Origin of the sequence: Streptomyces geranii (genome assembly GCF_002954775.1) — a bacterium.
Taxonomy (GTDB): Bacteria; Actinomycetota; Actinomycetes; order Streptomycetales; family Streptomycetaceae; genus Streptomyces; species Streptomyces geranii.
The window spans coordinates 219,831-236,134 of sequence record NZ_PJME01000005.1 but is presented as its reverse complement, the minus strand read 5'-3'; the positions used below and the strand labels follow the sequence as shown (position 1 = coordinate 236,134).

The window sequence follows — 16,304 nt, the reverse complement described above, 5'->3', positions numbered from 1 at the left end:
CGCCGACAACGGGCCGTGAAAGGTTCGCGTCACCGCGTGGCCGGAGGCAAACGGTTTTCCGGCAAGAGGCGTGGATTCGGCCCGATTGGCCTTTGTTCGCCTCATTGCAGCGAGGGGCCGACTGCCCGTAGAACACCGGCCATGAGAAGCCGGATCATCATGTCCATGCTCGCCGGAGCGATCCTCCTGGCGAGCACCCTCCTCGGGGCGGGCCCCGCGCAGGCCGCCCGGCCCGCCGACGTCCCCGCCGAGTTCGGCACCGACTGGCACGACCCGGTCACCGCTGCCCCGCCCGTCACCGGACCTGGCGGCCGGTCCTGCGAAGTCACCGTCGCCGAGGCCCAGTTCAAGGACTTCACGCCCTACGAGGGCACGTACACACCGCCGAGCGGCTGCGGCGCGGGCTGGAGCAAGGTCGTGCTGCGGCTGGACGGCAAGGTCAAGGGCCGGCAGTACGACCGCCTGGGGTACCTCCACATCGGCGGCGTCGAAGTCCTCCGTACCTCCACGCCGCAGCCCTCGCCCGACGGCATCGAATGGTCGGTCGAGAAGGACGTCACGCGCTACAGCGACACCCTGAGGGCGGCGCAGCCCGTCGAGATGCTCATCGGAAACGTTGTCAACGACACCTACACCGGCATCCTCGACGTCAAGGTCACGTTGACGTTCTACGCGGGGAAGGCCACCACCGCGGGGGCACCCGCAGCGAAGGACATCCCCGACCGCGTCCTCACCCTCCACGACGGCACCCTCACCACCCCGCGCAACAGCGAGCGCATCGTCGCCGAGGTGTACGCGACCGGTTCCGGCGGCGGCTGCGAGGAGTACTGGTACCTGACCGTGCCCGACGCCGCCCCCTACTCCTGCAAGGCCACGGACGGCCCGTACCGCGAGGTGCAGATCAAGGTCGACGGCCGACTGGCCGGAATCGCCGCCCCGTTCCCGACCGTGTGGACCGGCGGCTGGTCCAACCCCTTCCTCTGGTACGTGATCCCGGGACCGCGTGCCTTCGACATCAAGCCGATCGAATACGATCTGACCCCTTTCGCCGGACTCCTCAACGACGGCCGCCCGCATGACGTGGAGGTCTCCGTCGTCGGCGTCCCGGAGGGCCAGTCGGGCTGGAGCACCCCCGTCAACGTCCTCGTCTGGCAGGACGCGAAGCGCGCACATGTCACCGGCGGGCTCACCGCCCACCGTGAGGGCGGCCTCACCAACACCTCCACGTACACCCCCGGTTCGGCCGACGAGCAGCATCGCCTCGACACCGACGGCGCGCACCGGCTGACCGTCTCCGGATACGTCGACACCTCGCACGGCCGGGTCACCACCACGGTCGCCCGCAGCCTCGCGAACACCTCCGTGCACCGCTGGACCGACGGTGAGAACACCGACGGACTCACCGCCACCTGGACGGACACCGAGACCGTCACCGTCGACGGGCGCGGACCGGCCGGGGTGACGCGCACGGGACGGACGTACACCATGGACGGCACCACCACCCTCGGCGCGGGCGACCGGCTGCGGACCGTGCTGACCTTGGGTGACCGGGAGACCGTCACCGCGACGTCCGGCGGTCGGCGCATCGCGTGGTCGTGGCTCGACGACGCGTACGCGGGCGACGCGACGTATACGGCGAACGTGCCCCGCGACCAGCGGCACGCCGTCGGGACGACGAGCGAGCGCTACCGGCTGTACGGCTCGGCCGGATGCCACGATCGTTCGCTGGTGACCGTGCAGGGGGTGCTCACCGAGGACCGCGACCGCTGCTGAGAGCGCTGTGCGCGCACTGTGGGCGCGGCCGATGATTTACGCGGCCGAAATACGCAGGTTGCAGACGGGATCCACGACTCCCCGATAGTGATCGGCGCGGAAGGACTTTTCCGCATCCCAGAAACCCTTGGAGGAGTGCTCGTGCCGCAGTCCGTACCGTCCCTGCCGCGACGCGTCGCACGCATAGTGCGTACCTCACTGTTCGCGCAGGTTGCCTGCGCGCTCGTGCTGGGAATCGTCGTCGGAAAGCTGTGGCCCGATTTCGCGTCGGATCTCCAGCCGCTCGGCGACGGTTTCACCAGGCTCATCAAGACGATCATCTCGCCGCTCGTGTTCTGCGTGGTCGTCGTCGGCATCGCCAAGGCCGGTGACCTGAAGGCGTTCGGCCGCATCGGGCTCAAGGCCCTGATCTGGTTCGAGGTGGCGAGCACGCTCGCCCTGATCATCGGGCTGCTCGCCGCCAACCTCGTCCAGCCCGGCTCGGGCATGAACGTCGACCCGGCCACGCTCGACACCTCGGCGGTCGACGCGAAGACCGGCGGCGGCTCGCTGCCGACGACGACCGAGTTCATCGTCAACGCGATCCCCACCAGTTTCATCGGCGCCTTCGCCGAGAACGAGCTGCTCCAGGTGCTGATCCTGGCCTGCCTGGTGGGCGCCGCGCTGCTGCACCTCGGCCACACCAAGGTGCCGAAGGTGCTGCCCGCCATCGAGCAGGCCCAGGAGATCATCTTCGCGGTCGTCGGCTTCATCATGCGGCTCGCCCCGATCGCGGTGTTCGGCGCGATGGCCGTCCTGATCGGCCAGTACGGACTCGGCGTGATCGAGACGTACGCCAAGCTGATCGTCCTTTGTTATGCCGCCGCCGCGCTCTTCATCGGGCTGCTCGCCGTCGCGCTGAAGATGGTCACCGGGCTCAGCCTCTGGAAGTTCCTGCGCTACATCCGTGAGGAGATGCTCCTGGCGCTCGGCACCGCCTCCACCGAGTCCGTCATGCCGCGCGTGATGCTCAAGCTGCGCAAGGCCGGCGCCCGCGACGACGCCGTGGGCCTGGTGCTGCCCACGGGGTACTCCTTCAACCTGGACGGCGCCTCGCTCTACCTGTCCATCGGCACCCTGTTCATCGCGCAGGCCGTCGGCGTCGACCTCACCCTCGGCCAGCAGATCACCGTGATCCTGGTGCTCATGCTGACCAGCAAGGGCATGGCCGGCATCCCCGGTTCGGCCTTCCTCGCCCTGTCCGCGACGGCCTCCTCGCTCGGGGCGATCCCGGCCGGCGCCGTCGCCCTGCTGCTCGGCGTCGACCGCATCATGGACTCGATGCGCGTCGTCACCAACCTGCTCGGCAACTGTGTCGCCGTCTTCGCGGTCTCCCGCTGGGAGGGCGCGCTGGACCTGGACCGCGCCAAGAAGGTGCTCGACCGGGAGATCGTGATCTCCGAAGAGGACGACGAGACCGAGGTGCAGGAGCCTGCGAAGGCGGCAGTGCCGGCTCAGGTGTCCGACGCCAAGGAACCCGCGAGCTGATCTGTGGCGGTACGTGAACGGGCTGTGGCCCCCTCCCGAACCATGGGAGGGGGCCACAGCCCGTTCACGTACGAACGGCGCAGGGCTCAGCAGCGTCGCTCGGGCGGCGAGCCGGTGTCGCCCATCAGCGTGTTGAGCAGTTCGCCCAGCACGCTGCGCTCCACGTCCGTCAGCGGTGCGAGAATCTCCTCCGCCGCCGCCCTGCGCGCTCCGCGCAGCTCGCTCAGTGCCGTGCGCCCCTCGTCCGTGATTTCGATCCGGATGACCCGGCGGTTGTCGGGATCGGGCACCCGGCGCACCTTCCCGCTCGCCTCCAGGGCGTCCACCAGCGTCGTCACCGCCCGGGGCACGACCTCCAGACGCTCCGCCAGATCGGCCATCCGGGGCGGGGAACCGTGGTGCTGGAGGTGGTGCGAGAGGGTGCGCAGCAGCCGGGACTGGGCGGGGGTGATGCCGACGCCGCGCTGTTCCAGCTGGTGTTTGTGACTGCGGTGCAGACGGCGGGTCAGGCTCAGCAGCTGGTCGGCGAGCGGACCGTCGGCGTCGGGGGAACTCATGCGGGAACAATATCAGGATGCGGTTCATTGTGAGTATAGGTAACAATGAGCTATGCTCCACGAGTCGTCATCATCCTGCCTCCCGAAGGAGCCCATGAAACCCGACCGTCAATCCGACTGGACCCCGTCGGCCGACGCCGCCGATTCGGCCGGCCAACCGCGCCAGGTCCGCCGCATCCTGAAGCTCTTCCGCCCCTACCGAGGCCGGCTCGCCGTCGTCGGTCTGCTCGTCGGCGCCGCGTCCCTCGTCTCCGTCGCCACCCCCTTCCTTCTGAAGGAGATCCTCGACGTAGCGATTCCCGAGGGCCGCACCGGTCTGCTCAGCCTGCTCGCCCTGGGCATGATCGTCAGCGCTGTCCTCGGCGGTGTCCTCGGCGTGCTGCAGACCCTGATCTCCACGACCGTCGGCCAGCGCGTCATGCACGACCTGCGCACGGCTGTCTACGGCCGCCTGCAGAACATGTCACTCGCCTTCTTCACCCGCACCCGCACGGGCGAGGTCCAGTCCCGCATCGCCAACGACATCGGCGGTATGCAGGCCACCGTCACCTCCACCGCGACCTCCCTGGTCTCCAACTTCACCAGCGTCGTCGCCACGATCGTCGCGATGGTCGCCCTCGACTGGCGCCTGACCGCCGTCTCGCTGCTCCTGCTGCCGGTGTTCGTCTGGATCAGCCGCCGCGTGGGCAACGAACGCAAGCGGATCACCACCCAGCGCCAGAAACAGATGGCCGCGATGGCCGCCACCGTCACCGAGTCGCTGTCGGTCAGCGGCATCCTCCTCGGCCGCACGATGGGGCGCTCCGACTCGCTCACCCGCTCCTTCGCCGACGAGTCCGAGGGCCTGGTCGACCTCGAAGTGCGGGCCAACATGGCCGGCCGCTGGCGGATGGCCGTCATCGGCATCGTCATGTCCGCCATGCCCGCCGTCATCTACTGGGCCGCGGGCCTCGCCCTCCAGTTCGGCGGCCCGTCCGTCTCGATCGGCACCCTCGTCGCCTTCGTCTCGCTCCAGCAGGGCCTGTTCCGCCCGGCCGTGAGCCTGCTCGGCACCGGCGTCCAGATCCAGGCCTCGCTCGCGCTCTTCCAGCGCATCTTCGAGTACCTCGACCTGCCCATAGACATCACCGAGCCGGAGAACCCGGTCCACCTCGACACGATCAAGGGTGAAGTCCGCCTGGAGGACGTCGAGTTCCGCTACGACGACAAGAGCCGCCCCATCCTCGACGGCATCGACATCACCGTCCCGGCGGGTGGCAGCCTGGCCGTCGTCGGCCCGACCGGCGCGGGCAAGTCCACGCTGGGCCACCTCGTGCCCCGGCTGTACGACGTGACGGGCGGCCGGGTCACCATCGACGGCGTCGACGTCCGTGACCTCGACTTCGACACGCTCGCCCGCGCGGTCGGCGTCGTCTCCCAGGAGACGTACCTCTTCCACGCCACCGTCGCCGACAACCTGCGCTTCGCCAAGCCCGACGCCACCGACGAGGAACTGCACGCGGCGGCCCGCGCAGCCCAGATCCACGACCACATCGCAGGCCTGCCCGACGGTTACGACACGGTCGTCGGCGAACGCGGCCACCGCTTCTCCGGCGGCGAGAAACAGCGCCTCGCCATCGCCCGTACGATCCTGCGCGACCCGCCCGTCCTCATCCTGGACGAGGCGACCAGCGCCCTGGACACCCGCACCGAACACGCCGTCCAGGAGGCCATCGACGCCCTGTCGGCCAACCGCACGACGCTCACCATCGCGCACCGCCTCTCCACCGTCCGGGGCGCCGACCAGATCGTGGTCCTGGACGCGGGGCACGCGGTCGAACGGGGTACGCACGAGGAACTGCTGCGCCGGGACGGGCGGTACGCGGCCCTCGTGCGCAGGGACGCCCAGCTGGAGCCGGCCGGGTGACATGCGACGTCATACAAGCAGAAGATATGCCGGAATTATGATGCTTTGCGGGTTACCGTGCCCGCATGCAGATGAACACTCCGTCACGGAGCACGATTCGACTGACGCGCCGTGGCCGGGCCGTCCTCATCGCGACCGGGGCCGTCGTCGCGGCCACCGCCGTGGCGGTGCCGCTGCTGAGCGTCGACAGCGAAGGGGACACCCGGCCGACCTCCCTCCTCATCCCGGAGGGCTGGCGCTCGATCCAGGTGTACGAGGCGGTCGACAAGGCGCTCGCGCTGCCGGCCGGGAGCACGAAGAAGTCGATCGCCAAGGCCCGGCTGAAACTCCCGACCGACGCCGAGGGCAACCCCGAGGGCTATCTCTTCCCGGCGACCTATCCGCTGAAGGAGAAGGCCACCCCGGAGACCCTGCTGTCGTTCATGGTCGACACCGCGAACCGGAAGTTCGGCGGTGCGCCGGTCACCGCCGGGGCACAGCGCAACGCCATGAACGTCTACCAGGCCGTCACCATCGCGAGCATCGTCCAGGCCGAGGCCGCCACCAAGCAGGACATGGGGAAGGTGGCGCGGGTTGTCTTCAACCGGCTGGAGCGCGGGATGCCGCTCCAGATGGACTCGACCATCAACTACGCGCTCAACAGGTCCACGCTCCGGACGACGACCGCCGACACCCGGTTGAACAGTCCCTACAACTCCTACCAGCGCATGGGTCTGCCGCCCACGCCGATCGCCAACCCCGGCGAGGAGGCGATGCGCGCCGCCATCAACCCGACCCAGGGCGACTGGCTGTACTTCGTCACCGTCAAGCCCGGCGACACCCGCTTCACGGCGGACTACGCCGAACACCAGCGCAATGTCGCCGAGTTCAACCAGAACCAGAAGAACCAGCGGAACCAGAAGGGTCAGGAGAAGCAGGGGAGCGGGCAGCCCGCCAAGTGACCCGGCAGCCCCACGAGGCCTTTCGGGACGTCAGACGGCGGCCGGCTCCTGGTCGAGCAGCCGCCTGATGTCCCGTACGGCCGACCGTCCGGCCCGGTTGGCGCCGATCGTGCTCGCCGAGGGGCCGTAGCCGACCAGATGGACGCGTGGATCGGCGACCGCCCGAGTGCCCTCGACGCGGATGCCGCCGCCGGGCTCGCGCAGTCGCAGCGGGGCCAGGTGGTCGATCGCGGCCCGGAAGCCGGTCGCCCAGAGGATCACATCGGCGTCGACGCGCTGCCCGTCCGCCCACTCGACCCCGTCCGGGGTGATCCGGTCGAACATGGGCCGTCGGTCGAGGACGCCGTCGGCGAGCGCCTGCCGGATCGCGTCGTTGAGGGGGAGTCCGGTGACGGACACGACGCTCTTCGGTGGCAGCCCCTGCCGTACCCGCTCCTCGACGAGGGCGACGGCCTCCCGGCCGAACTCCTCGGTGAACGGGCCCTCGCGGAAGACCGGCGGACGCCGGGTCACCCACGTCGTCTCGGCCGCGTACGGAGCGATCTCCATCAGATGCTGGGTGCCGGAGGCGCCGCCGCCCACCACGATCACCCGCAGCCCGGCGAACTCCTCGGGCCCGGGGTACTGCGCGGTGTGCAACTGCCGCCCGCGGAAAGTCTCCTGGCCCGGGTAGCGAGGCCAGAACGGCCGGTCCCAGGTGCCGGTCGCATTGATCAGCGCCCGCGTGGACCAGTCGCCGTCCGACGTCTCGACGAGCAGCCGCCCGTCTTCTCCGTCGCCCTCGCGCACCGCACGTACGTCCACCGGCCGGTGCACCTTCAGGTCGAAGGCGCGTTCGTACGCGGCGAAGTACTCACCGATGACCTGGGCCGACGGCCGCGCAGGATCGGCGTCGGTCAGTTCCATGCCGGGCAGGGCGTGCATCCCGTGCACCTTGCCGTACGTGAGCGACGGCCAGCGGAACTGCCAGGCGCCGCCGGGGTGCGGGGCGTGGTCGAGCACGACGAAGTCACGCTCCGGCACGAAGCCGGTGCGCTGCAGGTGATAGGCGCTGGACAGGCCTGCCTGCCCGGCGCCTATGACGACGACATCGACTTCTCGTAGGCCCTCGCGCACCCCGGTTTCGTTCACGCTTCTACTAACCGGGGGAGGGGCGAGGATCTTCCCGACCATGCCGCCGGGTCGGAACGGTCAGCGTCCGCTCGCCACCAGGATCGGCGAACCCCCGGCCCCCGCCCCCGGCGCACGCTCCAGCAGTCCACGCGCCGCCAGCTCGGGGATCACGCCCTCGCCGAACCAGTACGCCTCCTCCAGATGCGGATACCCGGAGAGCACGAAGTGCTCGACGCCCAGCGCGTGGTACTCCTCGATCCGCTCGGCGACCTCGGAGTGGCTGCCGACGAGCGCGGTGCCCGCTCCGCCACGGACGAGACCGACGCCCGCCCACAGGTTCGGACAGATCTCCAGCTTGTCGCGCGAACCGCCGTGCAGGGCAACCATCCGCTGCTGCCCGACCGACTCACTGCGCCCGAGCGCCGCCTGCGCCGCCGCGATCGTCTCCGTGTCGAGATCGTCGAGCAGCCGGTACGCGGTCGACCAGGCCTCGGCCGACGAGTCCCGCGAGATCGTGTGCAGCCGGATGCCGAACCGGACGGTCCGCCCCTCGCGCTCGGCCAGCGACCGGATCCAGTCGATCCTCTCCTTCACCTGCGCCGGCGGCTCGCCCCAGGTCAGATACACATCGGCGTGCCGCGCCGCGACCGGCCCGGCGGCGGCCGAGGACCCGCCGAAGAAGAGCGGCGGCACCGGGTCCGGCGGCAGCGCGGTCAGCCCGTCCTCGATCTGGTAGTGCTCACCGTCGAAGTCGTACGGCCGACCCGTCCACGCCTGTCGTACGACGGACAGGAACTCGTCGGTGCGCGCGTACCGCCGGTCGTGGTCGAGGTGGTCACCGAAGCGCCGCTGCTCGGAGGAGTCGCCGCCGGTGACGACGTTGAGCAGCAGCCGCCCGCGCGTGACGCGCTGGTAGGTCGCCGCCATCTGCGCGGCGAGCGCCGGTGAGATCACCCCGGGCCGGAACGCCACCAGGAACTTGAGCCGTTCGGTGTGCTGGGCGAGGGCCATGGTCGTCAGCCAGGCGTCCTCGCACCAGGTGCCGGTCGGCGTCAGCACCCCCTCGAAGCCCAACTGCTCGGCTGCCTTGGCTATTTGGGCGAGGTACTCGATGTCCGGCGGGCGTACGCCCTTGACCGTGCGGTTCGCGCCGCCGGTGTTGGGCGCGTACGCGTGCCGGTCCACGAGGGTGCGGCCGTCGCCGCCCGTGGGCAGGAACCAGTGGAGATGGACGGTCATCGCGCGTTCACGACTCCTTGCCGGGGCGGGGTGTGGTGGTCGACGGAGGCAGGTCGTCGTTGAAACGCCGGTCCACGTACTTCGCGAAGTCCACCTTGTTCGGGATGAGTCGGAGGCTGGTGAAGGTGTCCGCGATCTCCTGCTCGGAGGCGACGAGCGCGTCGTCGATCGCCACCGGGATCCGGGTCGCGTTGGTCCGGTTCACCGACGCGAGCGCCACGTCGTACGGCAGCCCGGTGTCCTTCGCCCACACCTTGGCCCACTCCTCCGGGTGCGCGTAGACCCAGTCCTGCGCGCGCCGCAGCCGCTCCACGAAGTCCTTGATGGCCGCCGTCTTCTTGGCGTCCTTGAGCGCCGAGGGCGAAGCCACCTGGAAGTTGAGCCCGTTGACGACACCCTCGCCGTCGGCCAGGACGCGCCCCTGACCGGCCTTGAGTACCTGCGAGGTGTACGGGTCCCACACCGCCCACGCGTCGACGCTGCCGCTGGTGTAAGCGGCCAGCGCGTCGGCTGGCTGGAGGTACTTGACCTTGATGTCGTTCAGAGTGAGCCCGGCCTCCTTGAGTGAGGCGATCAGCTGGTAGTGCGCGGACGAACCCTGCGCCACGGCAACGGACTTGCCCTTGAGGTCGGTCGCCTTCCTCAGCTTCGAATCCTTGGGCACGAGGATCGCCTCGCCCTGGGAACCGCCGCGTAGCGCCCCCACCACCGTGATCTTGGAACCGGCGCCGGCCGCGAAGACCGGCGGGGTGTTGCCGACGCTGCCGATGTCGACGGCCTTGGCGTTGACGGCTTCGAGGAGCGGCGGGCCGGAGGTGAAGGTGGACCATTTGACCTTGTAGTCAAGGTTCTTGAGTTCCCCGGCGGCCCGCAGCACGGCCTCGGCGCCGCCCTTCTGGTCGCCGACGTTGAGCGTGAGGGACCCCTTGCCGTCGGTCCCGCTGCCGGAGCCGATGGAGGAGTCGGCGGCCGAGTTCCCGCCGCAGGCGGTGGCCAGGAGTGTGAGGGGGAGGAGCAGAGCGGCGGGGACGAGGCGTCGTCGCATGGCGGTTCGTTCCGATCGGGTCGGTGCAACTGTGGGGGAGGGGGAGGGGGTTGTGTGGGGGTCAGGCGGCTTCGGCAGCGGTGTCGACGCCCAGCCGGGCCAGGAGTTCGGCGCGCAGTTCGGCGAAGCGCGGGTCGGTGATGTCGCGCGGGCGGTCCAGATCGACCGTCGTCTCGTACGCGATGACGCCCTCGTCCATCACGAGGACCCGGTCGGCGAGCAGCACGGCCTCCTCGACGTCGTGCGTCACCAACAGCACGGCGCAGCCCCGGCGTTGCCAGAGTTCGCCGACAAGGCGTTGGGCCTTGATGCGAGTGAGCGCGTCCAGCGCGCCGAACGGCTCGTCCAGCAGCAGGAGATCGGGCTCGCGGACCAACGCCCGGGCCAGCGAGGCGCGTTGGGCCTCGCCGCCGGAGAGGGTCTTGGGCCAGGCGTCGGAGCGGTGACTGAGTCCGACCTCGGTGAGTGCCTGCTCGGCGACCTCGCGCCCCGGCTTGCCGGGCAGTCCCAGCAGGACGTTGCGCCACACCTTCTTCCACGGCATGAGCCGGGGTGCCTGGAAGGCGACGGCCTTGCGGCGCGGTACGAGGACGGTGCCCGCGATGTCCCGGTCGAGCCCGGCGAGGATGCGCAGCAGCGTGGACTTGCCGCAGCCGCTGCGGCCGAGCAGGGCCACGAACTCGCCGGGCCGGACGTCCAGTTGGAGGTTGTCGATGACGGCACGGCCATCGAAGGACCGGGTCAGCCCCTCGACCCGTACGGCCGGTGAGGTCACCGTCCGGTGAACGTCGGTCGCCATTGCAGCAGCAGCCTTTCGAGGGTACGGACGACGAAGTCGGCCAGCAGACCGAGGAACGCGTAGACGATGAGGCAGACCACGATCACGTCGGTCCGCAGGAAGTCCCGCGCCTGCACCATGAGGAAGCCGATACCGGAGTCCGCGTTGATCTGCTCGGCGAAGACCAGCGCCAGCCAGGCGATGCCGAGCGAGTAGCGCAGCCCGGTCATCGCCCCGGGCAGCGCGCCCGGCAGCACGACATGCCGGACGAGTCCCCAGCGGGACAGCCCGAGCGACTCCCCGGCCTCGATCAACTGGGCGTCCACGCCCCGGATTCCGGCGTAGACGTTGAGGTAGAGCGGGAAGGTCACGCCGAGGGTGATGATGGCGACCTTCGGGGCCTCGCCGATGCCGAACCAGATGATGAAGAGCGGGATCAGCCCGACGAACGGCACCGTCCGCAGCATCTGCACGGGCGCGTCCACGAGATCCTCGCCGACCCTGAACAGGCCCGAGACCAGGGCGAGTCCGGTGCCGATGACGGTGCCGAAGAGCAGCCCGAGCGCGACCCGCTGCAGCGAGGTGGCCATCGCGTCGCCCAGCGAACCGTCGGCGATCAGATCGGTGCCGACGTCGGCGATCCGCCCGGGCGAGGCGAGGATGTCGGCGGTCAGTACGCCCGTAGCGCTGAGGAGTTGCCAGAGCGCGAGGAGCAGCAGGGGGCCCGAGGTGCGGCGCACCCAGCGGGGGACACGGGTGCGGCGGGTGGAGCTGGGGACGATGGGTTCGAGGTCGGGGGCGGCGCGTTCGGCGTCACCGGTGGCGGAGTCGGACGTAACAGGACCGGATTTAGCCGATATGTCGGGCTCGGAGGAGCCAGGTGGGGCATGGCTGATGCTCATGAGTGCTCCGCGAGGGGGAGAGCGACCGGGTGGGGGTGTGCCTCTGCGTCGCCGCGTCCGGGCGGATCCGCTCAGGACGGACCACGGACGTGCGGGTCGGACGGCGCCCAGGAGGGTGCGGGGGGAGGGGAAAAGGGCGTCAGCAGCCGCGGCGACACGCGGCGGAGGCCACCCGCAGCAGGTCGATGTGACCGCGCGTGGTGAGCATGGCTGAACGCAACATGCGGCCGAACGTAGCCAGGTGACGTGACCACGGTCAATGGCGTCTCGCGGAGTGGACCAGTCGTATCAAGGGGCGGGAGCTGGGGTGGGGGTCGGGTCGGGCGTGGCTCCCGTCGGCGGGGCGAGAATGGGCGTATGTCCGATGCCTTCACCACGCGCGTCCTGTACATCGCCTCCGGCACCGAGGAGACGGTCGTCGACCTCACCCGCGACTGCGGGACCTTCCTGAGGGAGGTGGCGGGAGACCGGGACGGCCTCCTCAACATCTTCGTCCCGCACGCCACGGCCGGAATCGCCGTCATCGAAACGGGCGCCGGCAGCGACGACGACCTCCTCGCTGCCCTCCACACCCTGCTCCCGGCCGACGACCGCTGGCGCCACCGCCACGGCACGCCCGGCCACGGTCGCGACCATGTACTCCCTGCCCTCGTACCGCCGCATGCGACGCTGCCGGTGGTGGGCGGGCGGCTGGAGTTGGGGACTTGGCAGTCGGTCTGCCTGGTGGATACGAACGTCGACAATCCGGACCGGAAGGTGCGGTTGTCGTTTCTTGGGTGAGGGCCGGCTGCGTGCGCGGCGGGCCAGGCGATACCCGCGTCAACGCGGGTATCGCCAGGGGTGGCCTGTGGGGTCGTCCCGGTGTGGCTTCCCGGATAGGGAGTTCGGCGTGAGTCGGGGATGTGACCCGCGGAGAGAAGCGGTCGGCGGCGTGTGCCCGTCCGTTCGGAAATCTAGATGATGATGCACCGATTCACGGTGGCGGCTGCGGTCGAAGCGGCTGCGGCGTTCGTGGCCGCGAGAGCGAGAACACCCAGGATGAGGACGGACATCACTCCGGCTGCCCGAAGGCGCGGTTTACGCACGTGCGAGTTCCCTTTCGTCGTTCCAAGATCGACTTACGAGGAGGGAACCTATCATTCCTTGACGGTTAGTTCGAATTCGTTGAACGATATTCATGAGTTCGAGTATCGAACTGAAGGTCGATGCCTACTGTATTGCCTCTGACTCCCCGTCGATGTCCGCGAGGCGGGTGCGGATCGCGTTTGCCTCTCCCTGTTGGTGAATTTGCGCAATTTCGAACGCCTGTTTAAGTGAAGCCCGTGCGGCGGCCGGAGCGCCCGACGCCAATTGCGCCTCGGCCAGGGCTCGCCGCGCCTGCACCGTCTCGTCGGCGTCGTGCATGCGCTCGGCCAGGGAGGCCGCCGCGTCCAGGTGATGGATCGCGAAGGCGTGCCGACCTGCGGTGAAGTGGGTCTGGCCCAGGCGCCGTTGGGCCTGCGCCTCCTGGTGGGTCGCGCCGATGCGGCGGGCGATGTCGAGCGCGTCCGTGAGATGCCGTTCCGCCTCTGGCATGTCACCCGCTCTGCGATGCGCTTCGCCCAGTCCGATGAGCGTGTCGGCCTGGCTCTTCTGGTCCCCGAGGGCCCGGAATTCGACTAAGGTCTCCTGATAGACCGCCGCAGCCGTGTCCGTCTCGCCCAACTCGATGAGGGCATCGGCCAGACTCCCGCGTACGGTCGCTCGGTCGTATCGGTTTCCCGACCGCTCCAGGTAGAGAAGCGACCTCTCGAAAGAGCGGCGGGCGGACTCCAGGTTCCCGACGCGCATGGCCAAGTCGCCAAGGTTGTTGAGGGTTTTCCCGAGTGCTGTGTGGTCGCCGGCCTCCGTGAATCCCGTAAGCGCTTTCTCGAAGTGTTCCCGGGCTCGGTCGTGCTCTCCCAGGAACAGCAGTGTCACCGCGATGTTGTTGTAGCCGCGGGCTCTGTCCCATGGATCGCCGGACAAGGCTGTCAGGCCGAACGACTTCTGGAAGAGGACGAGCGCACTGCGGTGTTCGCCCAGGTGCCAGTGGAGGGTGCCGAGCGTTCGCAGTGCCTCGGCCTCCGCCTCCACGTCCGTGGTCGCGCGGGCGAGGTCCAGGGCGCGCTCCCCGGCTTCGGCGGCCTCCGGGTAGCGACCGGTGTGCGCGTGCGCGGCGCTCAGATGCGACAGGGCGCGGCACAGGGCGGCGGGGTCGTCGGCGTGGGACCAGTACTCCACGGCGGGGTGGAGGACGGTGTGCGCGTCCTGCCAGTGGCACTCGGCGTTGAGGAATCCGGCCATGGCGTAGGCGAGCCGTGCGGCGGTGCCCGGTCGGTCGTGGCCGCGGGCGTACGCCTCCACGGCCAGCAGGTTGGTTCGTTCGGCGGCGAACCAGGATCGCGCGGCATCGGCGTCGGGCCGGTGCGCAATCCCGTACCGCGAAAGGTCGGACGGCGGGGTGGACCGCGTACGACGGGGGTAGGCGAGCCGGTCGGCGCGGTCGGCCGCCGCCGCGTAGAAGTCGATCAGGCGGCTCAGGACGTCGGACCGCTCCTGCGTGGTGTCGTCGATGACGGTCCTGGAGCGGCCGTACTCGCGCAGCAGGTCGTGGTACCGATAGCGGTCCGGGGCCGGCTCGCGGATGAGATGCGAGGCCAGCAGTGATTCCAGGGTGCGTTCCACGACAGCCGTCGGCAGGTCCAGCGCGGCGGCTGCCACCTCTGTCGTGAAGTCCTGGCCGGGGTGCAGGCTGAGGCGGCGGAACGCCGTGCGGTCCTCGGCACAGAGCGTCTGGTACATGAGGTCGAAGACGTGCTTCACCTCGTGGTCCGCGTCCCGGATCTCGTCCAGTCGGCCCTCGGGACGGGCGAGGCGGTCGGCCAGCGTGGTGAGTGTCCAGGACGGGTGGGCGCGGAAACGGCTCGCGACCAGCTCTATCGCGAGCGGCAGGCACCCGCATCGCCGCACGATTCGCGTGATCTCCTCGACGTCGTGCGTGCGTTCCGAACCTGCGAACACCTGGAACAGTGCCACGGCGTCGTCGTCGGGCAACACGTCGAGCGGGATGTGCCGGGCGTGCGGCAGGCCGGTGAGATGGCGTCGGCTGGTGATGATGGTCAGGGAGCGGGAACCGCCCGGCAGCAGGGGCCGGATCTGGCGGGCACTCACGGCGTCGTCCAGGACGATGACGGCCCGGCGGTCGGCCAGCATGGTCCGCCACAGTGCGGTGCGGTTCTCCAGTTCGAGGGGAATGGTCTCGGCGGGAGCGCCGAGCAGCCGGAGCAGGGTGGCCAGGGCGGTGTCGGGGTCCAGAGGCTCCTCGACCGGCGAGTGGCCGCGAAGGTCCAGGTAGAGCTGCGCGTCCGGGTACCTCTCGGCGAGCCGGTGCGCCCCGTGCACGGCTACGGCGGTCTTGCCCACCCCGGCCATGCCGCTGAGCGTGCTCACGGACTCCAGGCTGATCACCGTGGCGTCCCGCGTCGCCGTCTCGACCACCGCGCCCAAGGCCCGCAGCTCCGTCCGGCGGCCCACGAGCGGGGGCTGGTGCGGAAGGTTCCGGGGCGGGCGGGGGACCGCGGGCGACGTTCGGTCGGCTGCCGGGCGGGAAGCCGAAGCCGTACGGACCGGTGGTCCGCTGCTCCGGACGATGTCGGCGGCCGGCAGCCGGTCGAGGATCCCGCTGTGGATACGGTTCAGTTCGACGCCGGGCCGGGATCCGAACTGCGTCATCAGGAACTGGCGGATCTCCTGGTGGACGCGGAGGGCCTCGGTGTAGCGGTCGGTGCCGTAGTACGCCAGCATCAGCTGGCCGCCGAGTGTCTCGTCGCCGGGGTGCCGCTCGACGAGGGCCGACAACTCGGCGGTGAGTTCCGCGAAACGGCCCAGCCGCAGGGCGGCGGCGAACCGGGAGACGGTGGCTCTGAGCCGTCGCTCCGTCAGCGTCCGGCGCACGGTCTCGGCCCACAGGCCGGGCAGCCCCGCCAACGCCTCGCCCTGCCACAGCTGTTCGGCCCGGTCGAGGAGGGCGGCCGTCCGCTCGTCGTCCCCGGTGGGCGCGATGCCGCCCGATTCCGTCACGAGGTGCTGGAAGCGGTGCCAGTCGACGGATCCGGGATCGGTCTCCAGCGTGTAGGTGTGGGCGTGGTTGGTGATGCGGTGCGCCTGCCGGGACGAGGGGTCGGCGAGGCGCAGTTGCCGGCGGGTCCTCGACACATAGGTGTGCACGTTCTCGCGGGCGTGCGGCGGCGGATCGCCGTCCCACAGCCGGTCGACGATGGTGTCGAGCGCGACCGGACGGCCCGCCTCAAGAGCCAGCGAGGCCAGGAGAACTCTCTCCCGGTCCGAACCGAGTTCCGCGCGCCGGCCGTCAAGCCGGAGGCCCACCGGGCCCAGTAGCTGGATTTCCATCCGTGCCTTCCGCGGGTCTGGGCCATTCGACGAACACGGCGGCGAGATAAAAGACTTGGTAATGGGGGAATGAGCATGACAGGAAGGGGAGG

Annotated in this window: 13 protein-coding genes; 5 read left to right on the top strand and 8 right to left on the bottom strand. The window is 69.9% G+C overall.

The genetic code is table 11. The features are described from left to right. Positions 1 to 141 precede the first annotated feature (141 nt). Together CW359_RS09985 and CW359_RS09980 are read left to right on the top strand one after the other, a co-directional pair. Entirely contained in the window at positions 142 to 1,773 is a 1,632-nt protein-coding gene (locus CW359_RS09985; RefSeq protein ID WP_105969458.1) for a peptide-N4-asparagine amidase, read from the top strand. Positions 1,774 to 1,914: 141 nt separating this feature from the next. Further along, complete coding sequence (locus CW359_RS09980; protein ID WP_105969602.1) at positions 1,915 to 3,300, top strand: cation:dicarboxylate symporter family transporter; 1,386 nt, start codon at positions 1,915 to 1,917, stop codon at positions 3,298 to 3,300. Between the two features lie 86 nt (positions 3,301 to 3,386). On the opposite strand, the gene CW359_RS09975 is transcribed toward CW359_RS09980, so the two are convergent. Beyond that, positions 3,387 to 3,857, bottom strand: a complete 471-nt coding sequence (locus tag CW359_RS09975; RefSeq protein WP_105969457.1) for a MarR family winged helix-turn-helix transcriptional regulator — start codon at positions 3,855 to 3,857, stop codon at positions 3,387 to 3,389. A gap of 94 nt (positions 3,858 to 3,951) precedes the next feature. Between CW359_RS09975 and CW359_RS09970 the strand changes: the two genes are divergently transcribed. Both CW359_RS09970 and mltG read left to right on the top strand, forming a co-directional pair. Next, positions 3,952 to 5,763: an ABC transporter ATP-binding protein gene (locus CW359_RS09970; RefSeq protein WP_105969456.1), complete on the top strand. Its 1,812-nt coding sequence runs from the start codon at positions 3,952 to 3,954 to the stop codon at positions 5,761 to 5,763. A 65-nt stretch (positions 5,764 to 5,828) separates the two neighbouring features. Then, on the top strand, positions 5,829 to 6,704 hold the full coding sequence (gene mltG, locus CW359_RS09965) for an endolytic transglycosylase MltG (RefSeq protein ID WP_105969455.1): 876 nt from the start codon (positions 5,829 to 5,831) through the stop codon (positions 6,702 to 6,704). A gap of 30 nt (positions 6,705 to 6,734) precedes the next feature. Here the strand turns inward: mltG and CW359_RS09960 are convergent, their stop codons facing one another. The 6 genes from CW359_RS09960 to CW359_RS47545 form a co-directional block, all read right to left on the bottom strand. Next, on the bottom strand, positions 6,735 to 7,835 hold the full coding sequence (locus tag CW359_RS09960) for an NAD(P)-binding domain-containing protein (RefSeq protein ID WP_198655162.1): 1,101 nt from the start codon (positions 7,833 to 7,835) through the stop codon (positions 6,735 to 6,737). Between the two features lie 60 nt (positions 7,836 to 7,895). Continuing rightward, positions 7,896 to 9,056 carry an LLM class flavin-dependent oxidoreductase gene (locus CW359_RS09955; protein ID WP_105969453.1) on the bottom strand — a complete coding sequence of 387 codons (1,161 nt, stop codon included), beginning with the start codon at positions 9,054 to 9,056 and terminating at the stop codon, positions 7,896 to 7,898. Positions 9,057 to 9,063: 7 nt separating this feature from the next. After that, positions 9,064 to 10,101 (bottom strand): ABC transporter substrate-binding protein, encoded by a 1,038-nt coding sequence (locus CW359_RS09950; RefSeq protein ID WP_105969452.1) that lies wholly within the window; start codon positions 10,099 to 10,101, stop codon positions 9,064 to 9,066. A 61-nt stretch (positions 10,102 to 10,162) separates the two neighbouring features. After that, positions 10,163 to 10,900 carry an ABC transporter ATP-binding protein gene (locus CW359_RS09945; RefSeq protein WP_105969451.1) on the bottom strand — a complete coding sequence of 246 codons (738 nt, stop codon included), beginning with the start codon at positions 10,898 to 10,900 and terminating at the stop codon, positions 10,163 to 10,165. Beyond that, the gene (locus tag CW359_RS09940) at positions 10,873 to 11,781 is read right to left on the bottom strand and encodes an ABC transporter permease (protein ID WP_105969450.1); all 909 of its coding nucleotides are present in this window, start codon (positions 11,779 to 11,781) and stop codon (positions 10,873 to 10,875) included. Before CW359_RS09940 ends, CW359_RS09945 begins: the two co-directional genes overlap by 28 nt. Positions 11,782 to 11,920: 139 nt before the next feature. Further along, on the bottom strand, positions 11,921 to 11,989 hold the full coding sequence (locus CW359_RS47545; protein WP_351286961.1) for a putative leader peptide: 69 nt from the start codon (positions 11,987 to 11,989) through the stop codon (positions 11,921 to 11,923). A 149-nt stretch (positions 11,990 to 12,138) separates the two neighbouring features. On the opposite strand from CW359_RS47545, the gene CW359_RS09935 reads away from it, so the two are divergent. Continuing rightward, on the top strand, positions 12,139 to 12,561 hold the full coding sequence (locus tag CW359_RS09935; RefSeq protein WP_105969449.1) for a YjbQ family protein: 423 nt from the start codon (positions 12,139 to 12,141) through the stop codon (positions 12,559 to 12,561). 429 nt (positions 12,562 to 12,990) lie between these two features. Here CW359_RS09935 and CW359_RS09930 read toward each other — a convergent pair whose 3' ends face one another. After that, a complete protein-coding gene (locus CW359_RS09930; protein ID WP_198655161.1) occupies positions 12,991 to 16,212 on the bottom strand; it encodes an AfsR/SARP family transcriptional regulator in 3,222 nt (1,073 codons plus the stop codon). Between the last annotated feature and the right edge of the window lie 92 nt (positions 16,213 to 16,304).

Excerpts from the sequence above, each read along its gene's own strand:
- CW359_RS09985 (WP_105969458.1), top strand. The coding sequence starts at position 142 with ATGAGAAGCCGGATCATCATGTCCATGCTCGCCGGAGCGATCCTCCTG.
- CW359_RS09975 (WP_105969457.1), bottom strand. The coding sequence starts at position 3,857 with ATGAGTTCCCCCGACGCCGACGGTCCGCTCGCCGACCAGCTGCTGAGC.
- CW359_RS09970 (WP_105969456.1), top strand. The coding sequence starts at position 3,952 with ATGAAACCCGACCGTCAATCCGACTGGACCCCGTCGGCCGACGCCGCC.
- mltG (WP_105969455.1), top strand. The coding sequence starts at position 5,829 with ATGCAGATGAACACTCCGTCACGGAGCACGATTCGACTGACGCGCCGT.
- CW359_RS09955 (WP_105969453.1), bottom strand. The coding sequence starts at position 9,056 with ATGACCGTCCATCTCCACTGGTTCCTGCCCACGGGCGGCGACGGCCGC.
- CW359_RS09950 (WP_105969452.1), bottom strand. The coding sequence starts at position 10,101 with ATGCGACGACGCCTCGTCCCCGCCGCTCTGCTCCTCCCCCTCACACTC.
- CW359_RS09945 (WP_105969451.1), bottom strand. The coding sequence starts at position 10,900 with ATGGCGACCGACGTTCACCGGACGGTGACCTCACCGGCCGTACGGGTC.
- CW359_RS09940 (WP_105969450.1), bottom strand. The coding sequence starts at position 11,781 with ATGAGCATCAGCCATGCCCCACCTGGCTCCTCCGAGCCCGACATATCG.
- CW359_RS09935 (WP_105969449.1), top strand. The coding sequence starts at position 12,139 with ATGTCCGATGCCTTCACCACGCGCGTCCTGTACATCGCCTCCGGCACC.
- CW359_RS09930 (WP_198655161.1), bottom strand. The coding sequence starts at position 16,212 with ATGGAAATCCAGCTACTGGGCCCGGTGGGCCTCCGGCTTGACGGCCGG.